The organism is Desulfovibrio sp. JC022 (assembly GCF_010470665.1).
In the GTDB taxonomy this organism is placed as follows: Bacteria; Desulfobacterota; Desulfovibrionia; order Desulfovibrionales; family Desulfovibrionaceae; genus Maridesulfovibrio.
In genome coordinates this window covers 312447-326378 of record NZ_VOPZ01000007.1, presented here as the reverse complement: position 1 = coordinate 326378, position 13932 = coordinate 312447, and the positions used below count along the sequence as shown (strand labels likewise).

9 protein-coding genes are annotated in these 13932 nt (G+C 47.3%); 7 read left to right on the top strand and 2 right to left on the bottom strand.

Annotation, left to right across the window (positions count from 1 at the left end; all coding sequences use genetic code 11):
• Positions 1-234 precede the first annotated feature (234 nt).
• The 3 genes from FMS18_RS13405 to FMS18_RS13395 all read left to right on the top strand — a co-directional run bounded on the left by FMS18_RS13405 (position 235) and on the right by FMS18_RS13395 (position 4245).
• On the top strand, positions 235-3225 hold the full coding sequence (locus FMS18_RS13405) for a PEP/pyruvate-binding domain-containing protein (RefSeq protein WP_239061038.1): 2991 nt from the start codon (positions 235-237) through the stop codon (positions 3223-3225).
• 81 nt (positions 3226-3306) lie between these two features.
• Positions 3307-3648: an STAS domain-containing protein gene (locus FMS18_RS13400; protein WP_163295179.1), complete on the top strand. Its 342-nt coding sequence runs from the start codon at positions 3307-3309 to the stop codon at positions 3646-3648.
• A gap of 120 nt (positions 3649-3768) precedes the next feature.
• Positions 3769-4245 carry an STAS domain-containing protein gene (locus tag FMS18_RS13395; RefSeq protein WP_163295178.1) on the top strand — a complete coding sequence of 159 codons (477 nt, stop codon included), beginning with the start codon at positions 3769-3771 and terminating at the stop codon, positions 4243-4245.
• Positions 4246-4427: 182 nt separating this feature from the next.
• On the opposite strand, the gene FMS18_RS13390 is transcribed toward FMS18_RS13395, so the two are convergent.
• Positions 4428-7514, bottom strand: a complete 3087-nt coding sequence (locus tag FMS18_RS13390; protein WP_163295177.1) for an efflux RND transporter permease subunit — start codon at positions 7512-7514, stop codon at positions 4428-4430.
• 2 nt (positions 7515-7516) lie between these two features.
• Entirely contained in the window at positions 7517-8686 is a 1170-nt protein-coding gene (locus FMS18_RS13385; protein ID WP_163295176.1) for an efflux RND transporter periplasmic adaptor subunit, read from the bottom strand.
• 290 nt (positions 8687-8976) lie between these two features.
• Between FMS18_RS13385 and FMS18_RS13380 the strand changes: the two genes are divergently transcribed.
• From FMS18_RS13380 to FMS18_RS13365, 4 genes are all read left to right on the top strand, one after another.
• Positions 8977-10716 (top strand): DAK2 domain-containing protein, encoded by a 1740-nt coding sequence (locus FMS18_RS13380; RefSeq protein WP_368854169.1) that lies wholly within the window; start codon positions 8977-8979, stop codon positions 10714-10716.
• A gap of 739 nt (positions 10717-11455) precedes the next feature.
• Positions 11456-12184, top strand: a complete 729-nt coding sequence (locus tag FMS18_RS13375) for an amino acid ABC transporter ATP-binding protein (protein WP_163295174.1) — start codon at positions 11456-11458, stop codon at positions 12182-12184.
• 57 nt (positions 12185-12241) lie between these two features.
• Positions 12242-13057, top strand: coding sequence for an ABC transporter substrate-binding protein (locus tag FMS18_RS13370; RefSeq protein WP_163295173.1), 816 nt, complete (start codon positions 12242-12244; stop codon positions 13055-13057).
• A 164-nt stretch (positions 13058-13221) separates the two neighbouring features.
• Complete coding sequence (locus tag FMS18_RS13365; protein ID WP_163295172.1) at positions 13222-13923, top strand: amino acid ABC transporter permease; 702 nt, start codon at positions 13222-13224, stop codon at positions 13921-13923.
• Positions 13924-13932: the final 9 nt, after the last annotated feature.

The following is a 13932-nucleotide window of genomic DNA, read 5'->3' as shown; positions in this document are numbered from 1 at the left end:
AACTTTTGGGAAAAGTTTCCCTTCCCCAGACCCCATCCCTTCAAAACTTTTTAGCGGGTTTGTGCGTCCGTGGCGCATAATCTTTGCGTACCATCTTGTATTACCATTCTATTTAGTTTTTCATGATAATTTTTAATGTTATGACAAAATATAACTATTAAAACGTTTTGGGATTCTTAAACCTTTTTGGAAAAGGGTTTAAGGCCCCCGGCGGGGTCGCCGAAGGCTTCTCTTATGACAGACAAAATGAGATTTTTGGGCGGGCAGAGCCGCAAATTCAGCCTTTACCATGATTTGATGCAGGTTAAGGTCCGGGATATACTTCTTATTTCCAGTCCCTATGATGCTTGGGTTATGGAAGAAGACAGCCGTATTTCCGAACGTATCGTCAGTGAATACCGTGGCCTTAATTTGAGTCGTCCTCCGCGTCTGACTTGGGTTTCCAATATTGATGAGGCCCTTGAACTTCTGGATGTGCGTTTTTTCGATCTTGTTATCCTGATGCCCCACCTGACCAATATGGACTGCTGCGATATGGGGCGCCGTATCAAGGATAAAATTCCGGGTATCCCGGTGGCGATGCTGGCCCATAAACAACTTGCCGTTCCCGATGAGGTGCTTTGCGAAGGTACGGACCGTCAGTTTGTCTGGTCCGGTGATGCCGAACTGCTGGTAGCCATGGTCAAAAACCTCGAAGACCTGCTCAATGTGGAGCATGACACTTCCGAGGTCGGGATCAGGGTTATCATTGTTGTGGAAGATTCGCCCCGTTATCTGGCTTCGTTCCTGCCTATCCTTTATAAGGAGTTGGTGCGTCAGACACAGTCCGTGCTTGAGGAGGGACTGAACTCCGAGCACCGCTTGCTGACTATGAGGGCGCGCCCTAAGATACTGACTGCCCGTACCTATGAAGAGGCTATGGTTCTTTTTGAAAAATACGAACCGTATATCCTTGGTGTAATTTCTGATGTGCGCTTTCCGCGCATGGGCATTCTGGATGGAAATTCAGGCATTGAGCTGCTCAAAACCATCAAGGGGTCCCGTGATGATATTCCCCTGCTTTTGACCAGTAATGAACCGGAAAACAAAGAACGGGCAAAGGCTGTTCCGGCCAGTTTTGTGGATAAGAATTCCCCGGATCTAATGTCCGAAGTTCGAAAGTTTGTAATGGACCATCTCGGCTTCGGTGATTTTATTTTTCGTGATCTGGAAGGGAATGAGGTGGCGCGGGCTTCCAGCCTTTATTCATTGGAAAAATGTCTGCGTACTATTCCAGATGACATTTTCATGCAGCATTGCATAAGTAATGATATTTCCCGCTGGTTTTATGCCCGTACTGAAATTACTCTTGCCAACAAGCTCCGTCCGCTCAGAGAAAAGGATTTTCCTGATGCGGACTCCCACCGCAAACATATGCTTTCACTTATCCGTGAAAGACGCATGCAGCGTCAGCAGGGGGTTATTGTTTCATTTAATCCCAAAGATTTTGACCCGGATACGGACTTTTTAAAGATCGGTGCCGGATCGCTGGGCGGCAAGGCTCGCGGCATGGCTTTTATCTGTTCCATGCTGGCCCGTAATTCATGGCTGCACGAAAAGTATAAAGATGTGGTTATTACTGCCCCGCGTACCCTGACCATCGGTACTTCCGGGTTTGATGATTTCATGGAGATGAATGATCTTTCCTATCTTGCCACGACCGATCTTGAAGATGAAAAGGTTGCCGAAATTTTCAGCGAAGCTTTTTTTCCCGGCTGGATCGAGGCCCAGCTCTGGGCTTATTTGCAGGAAGTTAAATATCCGCTTTCCATCCGCTCATCCAGCCTGCTGGAAGATGCCCAGTATCAGGCCTACGCCGGATTGTATCAGACCTATATGATTCCCAATGACCACCCGGATATTGAACAGCGTCTGCAACAGCTGGTAAACGGCATCAAGCTGGTCTGGGCCTCTACATACTACAAAGCTCCGAAATCTTTTTCCCAGCGTGTCAATCAGCGCACGGATGAGGAAAAAATGGCGGTCATTATTCAAGAGGTGGCCGGGCAGGAGTACGGAGACTATTTTTTTCCTGCCATTTCCGGGGTAGGACAGTCCTACAACTATTATCCTTTCGGGAAGATGAAGCCGGAACACGGGGTGGCGACCATTGCCCTTGGCATCGGAAAATCAGTTGTGGATGGAGAGCAGTGCATCCGTTTTTCACCTCGTTATCCTAAGATTCTGCCCCAGTGCCCAACTTTGCAGGATTCTCTGAAAAACGCCCAGACTTCATTCTACGGGCTGCGCATGGGCAATGGTGAAGTGTACGACATCCATGGCGATGCCAACCTTGAGAAGCTGGATATTGCTGATTTTGAGGATACGGTTCCGGTGCGCAGGCTCGCTTCCACTTATCTTGCTGAGGAGGGCAGGATCAGGGATACCGCAGCCATTCCCGGTCCCAAGGTGGTCCTTTTTGCCCCCGTCCTCAAGCATAAGCTTCTTCCGCTTCCGGGAGTTCTGACCGATGTTTTGAAGCTTGCAGAGCACGGTATGGGCGGTCCGGTGGAAATGGAATTCTGTATCAATCTTTTTGATGACGGGCGTAAGCCTGAATTCAACCTCTTACAGCTTAGGCCCATGAGTGCACGGGCAGACCTCAACCGGATTGATATTTCCGAACAGGAATTGAAAAATGCGGTCTGTGTTTCCAGCCATGCCCTCGGCAATGCAGAGAAAGAAGATATAGTAGATCTTCTTATTGTTCGCCCTGATTGTTTCGATGTGTCCAAGACCCGCCAGATAGCTATGGAAATTTCGGCTATAAACAGGAGATTGATCAAGCAGAATCGTAGATATCTGCTGGCCGGGCCCGGACGCTGGGGCTCGGCGGATCATTGGCTGGGAATCCCGGTGGAGTGGCCTGATATTTCAAATGTCTCAGCAATTATTGAAACTTCCAGTGAATCGCTCAAGGTTGAACCTTCGCAGGGGTCGCATTTCTTCCACAATATTACGACCTTGGGGATCAATTACCTGATGGTCCTTGAAAAACCGGGTGATTTTATGAACTGGGAATGGTTTGAAAATCAGCCCACGATTGAGAAGGGAGAATTTATAAGTCACCTAAGATTGCCGGCCCCGGTAATACTCAAAGTTGACGGCAGAAGTTCACAGGGAGTTATTCTCCCGGCTAAGGGCAGTGAAGATTATTGCCTGCTGCGTGAGTGCGTGGCGGAATAAATTTCCCCTTTACTGAATAGGATTTCATCCTTATTTTGTTTGCATTGACTATTAATCAGCAAATCAGAGCAGGAAGGGGTCATGTTTGATTTTATTGAAGAGGAACGGGAGGATTGTCTTCTCTTATGCCCTAAAGGAAGTTTCAACCATTCCACAGTGCCTTTGATCCGAGATCGTTTATACAGTCATTGCTGTGATGACGGTTGCCGGATTGTCATGAGTATGAAGGACGTTGATTTTATCGACAGTGCCGGACTGGGAGTAATGGTTCATGCCCATAAATACTGCGATAAGTATGGCGGTATGATCGTTTACAGCGACATGAATGATATGATTGCGAAGAATATGAAAATGCTGACCATGGATCGTTATCTGAACTTCAGCCCGAATATTGATTCAGCTTTGCTGAAGTTCGACTGGTAGTAATTTTTATAGCAGGTGAATTTTTCAGGCGGGTCTGTTTTTTCAGGCCCGTTTTTTTTATTGGTAAAATTTATAACTCCTTAATAAAAATATTGGCATTCATGATGCATGGATTAACCCATGACTAGCATAAATGACAGTATAGAGCGCGTTGGTCTCGGGGCCAATGCCTTGAAGTTAAAGGAAAAGGTGGAGGGGCAAAATTCTGACACTATGCAGAGTATCGACTCTGTTATTGATCAGGCTTTTGATATTCAATTTGATTTTATTGAGAGGCAAAAGGGAGAGTTTGCCATTTTTGCCCCCAAGGGACGGATCAGCAATAATACTGTGAAGTTTTTCAAGAACAGAATCTATAATGCCGCCGGAGAAGCTGGTGGTAAGACAATAATTAATCTTAGGTATGCCAGTCTGATAGACAGTGTCGGGCTCGGAGTATTAATCAATACCCACAAGATGGCTGAAAAGAATGGCGGGATGGTCGTTTATACTGATGTCCCGGAAAGAATCATGAAGAATCTTAAGATGTTGTACATGGATCGGTTCTTAAATTTTGCTCCTGACATGAAGCAGGCAGTAAAGATGATGGACTGGTAAGTCCGCTACCATACGTACTGATAAACCCCGGCTCTGATAATTCAGGGCCGGGGTTTTTATTTTACTACACATTGCCAAATAAAGCGGCGAAGCCAAATTAAAAGTTTTTGGGTTCTTAGCCCTTTTTTCAAAAAGGGCTAAGCCGCCGGAGCAAGATTGTTATATCAAAAGCGCGCAGCGCATCACTCCCCTTCCTTATGCGGAATACCGAGCAGGTCTCGCTTGGCACGTCCGCGTTCATATGACCATTTTTGGTATGAATCCATGTAGGTATAGAAGACCGGAGTCAGATAGAGTGTAACCACCTGCGAGAGAATCAGTCCGCCCACAATGGCAAGCCCCATGGGCTGGCGTGCCTGAGCCCCGGCACCAAGCCCAAGCGCAATGGGCATAGCCCCGGCAATTGCTGCGATAGTTGTCATCATGATCGGGCGGAATCTTTCCAACGATCCTTTCATGGCTGCTTCAGCCGGGGATAGATTCTCTTTCTTTTCGGCTTCAAGAGCGAAATCTACCACCATAATAGCGTTTTTCTTAACAATACCGATAAGCATGATGACACCCACAATGCCGAACAGGTCGAGGTCCTTACCGAAAAGGGTCAGGGTGATAAGCCCGCCGATGGCTGCTGAGGGCAGCCCGGAGATAATAGTGATGGGGTGGATGTAGCTTTCATAAAGAATTCCCAGAATCATGAAAATGATGAAAACAGCAATAGCCAGCAGGAAATAAACACTGGCCATGGATTTTTGGAATTCGTCAGCTGTTCCTTCAAAATTGGAAACCACAGTATCCGGCAGGGTGTCGAGGGCCAGTTTGTTGATGGCTGAGGTTGCGTCACTAAGTGAATAGCCGGGAGCGATGTTGAATGAATAAGTTACCGAGGGCAGCATGCCGGTATGGTTGACCTGCATGGGGCCGGGCTTCTCGTCAAAATTGGCAATTGCGTCCAGCCTGATCAGATCGCCGTTTTTGTTGGCAACGTGCAGCTTCATCAGGTCACGCGGGTCGCGCTGGTTGTAGGGCAGTACTTGCAGGATGACCCAGTACTGGTCTGTGTCTCCGTAAATAGTCGAGACCTTGCGTTCGGAATACGCGGAGTTGAGAGTGTTCTCAATATCATGTGCGGTGACCCCGTAGTAGGATGCTTTGTCTCGGTCAATCTTGACCCAGAGTTCCGGGTTCTGGTCCAGCAGATCAGAAGTCAGGCCGGTCAAAAACGGTATTTGGCGCATCTGCATTTCAAACTGCGGGGCAATGGAATACAGCTCCTGCTGATCCGGGGCCTGTACCGTGTACTGGTAGAGGTTTTTGGTGGATTTGGCGGTCAGCCTGATCATGGGCGGATTCTGAATCCAGACCATGATGCCCGGTTCTTGGTTGAGTTTGTACATCAACTGTCGGGCTACCTGATCCGCAGTCATTTCACGATCCCCCGGAGAGACCAGCATGGGGAAGATGTAGCCCTGATTCTGAATAGGAGCCCCGGCTACGGTAATGACGCTTTTGATGTTTTCATCGGCCATGAGGAGCGGTTCAAGCTTTTTTACATGATCCTTCATGGCGTTGTAGGATATGCCCTGCTTGGCTTGCGCAAATCCCTGACAATAGCTCATGTCGTCTGTGGGGAGAAATCCCTTGGGGATGACCATGAAAAAATGAATGGTCGCCAGCAGGATTAATCCGGCTGCCCCCATGGTCCATGCCCGGTGGCGCATGACAAAATGCAGGGAGCGGTCATACATGCGCAGCAGGAAATCGAATATGGGATCGGACTCGGAAAGCTTACTGCCCGGTTTGAGAATGCGGCTGGCAAGCATGGGGGTCATGGTCAGTGAGACCACGCCCGAGGCAAGAATCGCCACGGTAATGGTCATGGCGAATTCATGCAGGATACGCCCGATGATCCCGGACATATACATGAGCGGAATGAATACAACCGCCAGTGACAGGGTCATGGAGATGATGGTGAAGGTGATTTGTTTGGCACCGTCCAGTGCAGCTTGATACGGTTTCTTGCCCATTTCCAGATGACGGACAATATTTTCGATCATAACTACGGCATCATCAACAACAAATCCTACAGATAGGGTCAAGGCCAGTAAGGAAAGTGTATCCAGCGAGTAGCCCAGCACGTACATAATGGCAAAGGTAAAAACGATGGATACCGGTACCGCAACCGATGCGATGATGGTTGCTGAGAAGTTTTTCAGGAAAAAGAAGATAACGCAGATAACGAAAAAGATTGCCAGCAGCAGGGTCTCCTGAACATCATTAACCGCTTCCTCAATGGGCACAGAGCGGTCGTAGAGGACCTTCATCTGGATACCGGCGGGAATCTGGTTGCGGATGGTGGGCAACATTTCCCTGATGGTTTCGCAGACCTGAATGGTGTTGGAACCGGGCTGTTTTTTGATAGCGATAACAATGCCGCGCTTGCCGTCAATCCACGAGCCTGATTTGTCGGACTGGACCGAGTTGACGACCTCACCAACTTCGGAAAGGCGCACGGTCCTGCCGTCCTCTGACTCAAAGATCATAGGCATGAATTCATCAGCATTTTTGAGCTGTCCGGTAGCTTCCACGGTTACGGACTGCTTTTTATTATCCAGCGTGCCTACAGGTTCCTTTACGTTCTGATCGGCAATGGCCTGACGGATGTCATCAATATTCATGCCCCGCGCAGCAAGTTTTTCCGGATTAACCCGGACCCGCACCGCCAGTTTGGATTCACCATAGACTTCCACCTTGGAGACGCCGTTGACCATGGAGATGGTGTCGGTCAGAAAGGTGGTCGTGTATTCGTTAACTTTATAAAGAGGCATTGATTCCGACCAGATAGCCATATAGAGTACCGGGTCGTCAGCCGGATTGAATTTTTCATAGTAGGGCTGCTGCGGAAGGTCGGTGGGCAGGTTGCCGCTGGCCCGAGAGATTGCTGCCTGCGTGTCCGATGCTGCACCGTCAATGTTGCGGTCAAGGTCGAATTGCAGGGTGATCAGGGTCTGTCCCTGCGAGTTGACGGAACTCATGGAGCGTAGCCCCGGTGTGGATGTAAATTCCTTTTCCAGCGGGGTTGCAACCGATGAGGCCATAGTGGATGGACTTGCTCCGGGCAGGGTTGCGGTGACCTGTAAGGTCGGAAATTCAACCGCAGGCAGGTAACTTACCGGAAGCCGCAAATAGCCCACTATTCCGAAAAAGACCATGCCGATGACCACAAGTGAGGTCATGACCGGACGTTTGATGAAAATTTCGGTGACATTCATGATTAATCACCGCTCTTGGTTTCTGGTCCGTTTGCTGTGCTGTTACCTGATTGTTTTTTGATGCTGATAGCCGCACCGGGGTAGAGTCGCAATTGTCCGTCTGAAACCACCACTTCCTTATCTTTCAGCCCGTTGTCGATGATATCAAGCTTTCCGGCTCTGCGATTTACCTTGATGGGGCGCATGTCAACGGTGTTGTTGCTGTTGGCTATCCAGACGAATTTTCCTTCCGGCCCGGTGCAGGTGGCTTCCATGGGAATGCGGATGACATCTTCATCGTACAGCTTGAGCCGGATTTCAACATAGTTTCCGGGCCAGAGGGCGTGGTTGTCATTTTCAAATCTGCCCTGCATCCAGATGGTCCCGGTTTTGGTATCCACCTGATTATCAATAAAGGTCAACTTGCCTGTTTCCGGTTTATCGCGGCCTTCGGTAATGGCAAGGACTTCCAGAGTATTGTTGCTTGAGTATTTCTGCACTTCGGCCAGATATTTTTGAGGCAGGTAGAAGTTTACGGCAATAGGGGAAATTTTGTTGATAACTACCAGTTCATCTTTGTTCTCTTCGATAAGATTTCCTTCCGTGGGAGTGACATATCCGGCAAGGCCGTCAATGGGGGAGCGGATGAAGCAGTATTTGAGATCGTTGCGCGCATCATTGAGCTTTGCCTGGGTTACCGCAATTTCATCACTGGCGGTTTTCATATCCAGACGTTTTTCTTCAAAATTTTCTTCACTGACAACTTTGCGCTTCACAAGGTCGCGATAGCGATTGTAATCTTTTTTTGCCTGTTCATATTTTGTTATGTCGGAAGCAAGTTCAGCTTTAAGCTGTCCTATGGAAGCCTCATAGGGCGAAGGGTCCATAGTGAACAGCTGTTGGCCTTTGTCCACGTATTCTCCGTCATTAATGAATATTTTGCTCAGGTATCCGGTAACCCTTGAACGGACAGTAATGGAGTCCACAGCCTTTACTGTTCCGATGGCGGTAAGGTAGTAGGGCGTATTTATAAGTTCAGCCTTAGCAATAGTAACAGGTGCGGGCGGGTAGCTGTTTGCTGACTGTTTATCATCCTTGCAGCCGGGTAATGCAATGCAAAGGGAAAGGATGGATAATAGAAATAGAAATCGGGGGAAGTGACGCATTGAGATGGATATTTCAGTCCGGGACATTGGCAAAACTCCTTACTGCTGAGATATAGCAAATATATATCCTAAATTATTGTTACTTAAAAGCCTGTGTAGGTTTATTTTTGTTTATTTCATAAAAACACAGATGAATTTATTTGTATAATAACTTGATTTCTTATCATATACCATGCAAGTAGAGATTGCTTTTGTGACGATTGTTACAATGTTTAATTTGCCACTTTAAAATAAATATTTAGCTCTTTTTATATATGACTACAGCAAATACTGTGAAAATTGACTATGTTGACGGTGTCCGCTTCAGGAGGGGTGTTGTGGCTGCCGCAAGCAAGCTTATAGCCAATTCCCCGCATTTGGACGCCATCAACGTATTTCCGGTTCCCGACGGGGATACCGGGGCGAATATGGCAGGCACCATGCGCAGCATAGTGAGTTCCACCGGTAAATCTGTGGAGCGTTCCATTGAAAAAATGACCGCCCTTATTGCGGAATCCGCCCTTGACGGGGCTAAAGGGAACTCCGGTGCCATTTTGGCTCAGTTTCTGTGTGGATTCGCTGAGGGTGTGAAAGATATGCCTAAGCTTTCTCCTTCGGATTTTGCCAAAGCGGCTTCCTTGGCAGCAAAGCGTTCCTGTGAGGCTATTTCCGACCCTAAAGATGGTACCATTGTTAGTGTTATTCGGGATTGGGCTGCGCATCTGCATGCCAATGGCGATAACTACCGTGATTTCCATCATCTTCTTTCCGATTCTCTTGAATTTGCGCGGAATTCCGCAAAATGCACAACTGAAAAGCTTGCAGAGCTCAAGGCTGCCGGTGTTGTAGATGCCGGAGCGCAGGGGTTTGTCTATCTTCTGGAAGGTATTGTTGACCTGCTGGAAAACGGAAAAATCGAAAAGAGCTTTCTCCCGGACGCCCGAAATTCCAAATCCTTTGGAAATGTTCAGGCTAAGGTTGCTGTTGAATCCCTTGATTTTCGTTTCTGTACCGAATTTCTCATTAAAGGTGAGAATATTGATAAAAACGCTATTCGGAATGCCATCTCTGAAATGGGCGACAGTTTGATCGTGGCCGGAACTCCCGGTTCGGTTAAGATTCATATTCATACCAACGATCCCGATGCCGTGGAAAATATTGTCAACGGTTATGGCGAAGTCGTTAAGCGCAAGGTGGACGATATGCTGGTTCAGCATAAACGCCTTCTTGCCGATGACCGCAAGGTCGGTATCCTTACTGACAGTACTTGTGACCTTCCCGATGAAATTTTGGAGGAATTTGATATCCGCGTGGTTCCCATGCGCTTATCTATTGATGAAAATGAGTACATTGATCAGGTTACCCTCAGTTCCGGCGAATTTTATAAAATTCTGCCCGGAGCAAGCAAGGCTCTTACTTCCCAGCCTTCACCGGGTGATATGAAGCGGGCTTATGCCAAAGTTTCATCTGATTACGAAGATGTGGTTTCCATGCATGTCGCCAAAGTTCTCAGCGGGACTTTTCAGAATGCCCTGACTGTGAGCAATCCTTTTGACAATGTTTCTGCTATCGACAGTAAGATGTTGTCTGTAGGTCTTGGTCTGCCTGTGCTTGAGGCTGCCCGTGCTGCCCAGAAGGGAGCTACTGCCGCCGAGGTCCGCAGGGTTGCTGACCGTGCTGTTGAAAATGTCAAAATATTCGTGACCATTGATACTCTCGATTATGCCGTGCGCGGCGGACGTATGAGCAAGGGGCAGGGTTTCATTGCCAAGACATTGAACATCAAGCCTATCTTGCAGTTCGCCGGAGAAGGTAAGCCCAGAGTTGTGGCTAAGTCTTTCGGTGTGAAGCGTCAGGAAGATGCTTTGATCAAGCTGGTCAAGGATAATGCATATGGCCGCGGACGTTTTCGCTATGCCATTTCCCATGCAGATACCCCCGAGACCGCTGAAAAATTTATACGTATCCTCAAAGCAGAGTTTGGCGTAGATCCGGAATTTGTTGTTGAGGCTTCTCCTGTCTTGGGACTGCATTCCGGTCCCGGAGCATGTGCGGTGGCTTTCATTACCGACGAATAGTTCTTCAGTCTCCATATAAAAGCTGATTCAGCGGGAGCAGGTTATGCCTGTTCCCGCTTTTTTTGTGTCTTCTGGGGTTCAATAATACTCTAATTTGTTGTGGAGAGGGTGTTTCTGTTGTATAATTGTCGATTGTTTGATCAATCAAAAATTAACAACTATGGCAACAAGCTTTTTGCGATAGGTTTTAGGGAGTGATGGGCGACCTGAAGCGGCTTCATCTGGGGCTTCCCGGCATGTTTTGTTTTGCCTGTATAAAACATTATCTGTCAGTGTTGAGTTTTATAGATAGGTTCTTGGGAGTGGTAGGTTTAAGTTTTTGGCATTTTTTTTTATAAAAAAGAAAAAAGATATTTAAATTTCATTTTTCCGAAAAAATATTTCTCTTTTTTGTATATTTATTTCACATGTCCTGCCAAAGGTGTTATAGGTGTCATCAAGCTTGGAATCCCCGTCATTTCGAGAAAAATGGATTTTAGCTCTCTGCATGCAGTGTGTTTGAATCAGTCTTTTTTTGCATATACGGCAACTCTGTTTTGGGATTCTACATAAATGGAAAAAGCGGGGTAATTCCTTGACTTTTCTTTGTTTTAGGCTATAAAAGTCTCTCATTCTCGGAATCTGGGCGAAATCGACGCAATCTTGAAGAATGGCGGCCGTAATCATGAATATACGCGTTTTTTACTATGACGGCCGGTCCTGAACTTAATAAACAGTACGGGAGTTGGAGTTAAGCATTATGGCAATGATTGAAATTAAGAATCTCCACAAGTGGTACGGGGATTTTCACGTATTAAAAGGTATCAATGACCATGTGGATAAAGGTGAAGTTCTTGTAATCTGTGGTCCTAGCGGGTCCGGTAAGAGTACTTTTATCCGCTGCATCAACAGGCTTGAAGATTACCAAAAAGGGACCATTACCTTCGATGATAAAGACATACTTGACAAGAGTGTAAATATTAATGAACTGCGCGCCGAAATTGGCATTGTTTTTCAGCAGTTCAACCTTTATCCCCACCTGACTGTTCTGGATAACGTCACCCTTGCACCCCTGAAAGTGCGTAATATCCCCAAGGCTGAGGCCGAGGAAAATGCACTTTACCTTCTTGAAAGGGTTGGAATCCACGATCAGGCCCATAAGTACCCCGCAGAACTTTCCGGCGGACAGCAGCAGCGTGTCGCCATTGCAAGGGCGTTGGCTATGAAGCCCAAGGCCATGCTTTTTGACGAGCCAACTTCTGCGCTTGATCCGGAAATGATCAACGAAGTATTAAATGTAATGAAAGATCTTGCCCGTGAGGGCATGACCATGCTTTGCGTGACCCACGAAATGGGCTTTGCCCGCGAAGTGGCTGATCGCGTAATTTTCATGGATGGCGGTGAAGTCATTGAACAGGCTCCTCCGGAGGAGTTCTTCCGCAATCCTAAACATGAACGAGCCAAGATGTTTTTGAAGGAGATTTTGTAATTATCGCTCTTGCCGGCGGTATTGGTAGGTAACCTTAAATTTTTCAGGAGGACCCTGATGAGAAGACTCTCAATTGTTGTTGCTATGGTTTTGGCGATGGCCCTTTGCGCATCCGTCGCAATGGCCGATAAGTTGCAGGAAGTAAAAGCCCGCGGCGTTTTGGTCAGTGGTGTTAAAGATGCTGTTGTGCCTTTCGGTTACATCGATGCAGACACCAAGAAACTTGTCGGTCTTGATATCGACATCTGCAAATACATCGCCAAGGAACTGGGTGTTAAGGCTGAGTTCAAGCCCGTAACTTCCGCTACCCGTATCCCCATGGTTGTTCAGGGTTCTATTGACCTTGCCGCTGCTACCATGACTCACAAAATTGCCCGTGACGACACCATTGACTTCTCCATCACTTACTTCATGGACGGTCAGAAACTGCTCGTTAAAAAAGGTTCCGGCATCAATTCTGTTGCTGACCTGAAAGGCAAAAAAGTAGGTACTGCTAAAGGTTCCACTTCTGAGCAGAACATTCTGGCTGCACAGCCTGATTGTAAGGTTCTTTCCTTCGAAGGTTACCCCCAGGCAATGCTTGCTCTCAAACAGGGTAAAGTTAAAGCTGTTACTACTGACTCCACTATCCTCCTCGGTCTCAAGAACTCCGACCCCAACCCCGAAAAATGGGAAATCGTTGGTGAGTTCATTTCTCCCGAGCCTTACGGTATCGGCCTGCCCGAGAACGAGTCCAACTTCCGCGATGCAGTCAACCAGGCTCTCATCAAAATGTGGAAGAGCGGCGACTACAAGAAAGCATACAACAAGTGGTTCGGTCCTGATACCAAGTACTACCTGCCCCTTACCTGGAACATGGAAGTTTGGCCCTAAGCCGACGGTCCTTTAGTGCCGTGCCCACCAAATAAACATTTTAAAGTGTTTTTTATCAAAATAAATATGGATTTATTTTGAGGGCGGGGCTCTAGGTTTTAGTTCTGTAAGATAACGGGAAGGCCGTGCTTGCGCGGTCTTCCCGAAAACAACGGATAGATGTTTTGAATTATCAGTTTGATTGGAATCTGGTTCTCAGCGGACAGTACGGGCAGTGGATAATTGACGGGGTCAAAGTAACCCTCCAGATATCCGCAGTATCCATCGTATTTACACTGCTTCTTGGGACAATTGTCGCAGTTATGCGCATGTCCAAGTTCAAGCCTTTTGAATGGTTCAGCTTTGCATTTGTTGAGTTTTTTAGAAACACACCTTTGCTGATTCAGATATTTTTCTGGTATTTCGGCTCATATTCCATTTTGCCTGATGGGGTAAATGAATGGCTTTATGATCATGATTTCGAATTTGCGGCCGGGGTAATTTCCCTGACTGTTTATACCGCAGCATTTGTTGCTGAAGAAATCAGGGCCGGAATTAATTCCATTCCCAAGAATCAGCTGGAAGCTTCCCGCGCGACCGGGCTTTCCTTTCTGCAGGCCTATCGGTTCGTTATTTTGCCGCAGGCTTTCAGAATCATTATTCCTCCCCTTATTTCCCAGTCGTTGAACCTGATCAAAAACTCGTCACTGGTCATGACTATCGGGGTTATGGACCTCACATACATGGCCCGCCAGATTGAATCCTACACTTTCCATGGATTCGAGGCGTTTACTGTGGCGACCGTTATCTATCTGTGTATCTCGTTGATCGTGTCGCTCATGATCAATATGTATAATAAGCATTTCCTGCTGCAAATTAAATACTAGGAGTGGCGT

Excerpts from the sequence above, each read along its gene's own strand:
- FMS18_RS13405 (WP_239061038.1), top strand. The coding sequence starts at position 235 with ATGACAGACAAAATGAGATTTTTGGGCGGGCAGAGCCGCAAATTCAGC.
- FMS18_RS13400 (WP_163295179.1), top strand. The coding sequence starts at position 3,307 with ATGTTTGATTTTATTGAAGAGGAACGGGAGGATTGTCTTCTCTTATGC.
- FMS18_RS13395 (WP_163295178.1), top strand. The coding sequence starts at position 3,769 with ATGACTAGCATAAATGACAGTATAGAGCGCGTTGGTCTCGGGGCCAAT.
- FMS18_RS13390 (WP_163295177.1), bottom strand. The coding sequence starts at position 7,514 with ATGAATGTCACCGAAATTTTCATCAAACGTCCGGTCATGACCTCACTT.
- FMS18_RS13385 (WP_163295176.1), bottom strand. The coding sequence starts at position 8,686 with ATGTCCCGGACTGAAATATCCATCTCAATGCGTCACTTCCCCCGATTT.
- FMS18_RS13375 (WP_163295174.1), top strand. The coding sequence starts at position 11,456 with ATGGCAATGATTGAAATTAAGAATCTCCACAAGTGGTACGGGGATTTT.
- FMS18_RS13370 (WP_163295173.1), top strand. The coding sequence starts at position 12,242 with ATGAGAAGACTCTCAATTGTTGTTGCTATGGTTTTGGCGATGGCCCTT.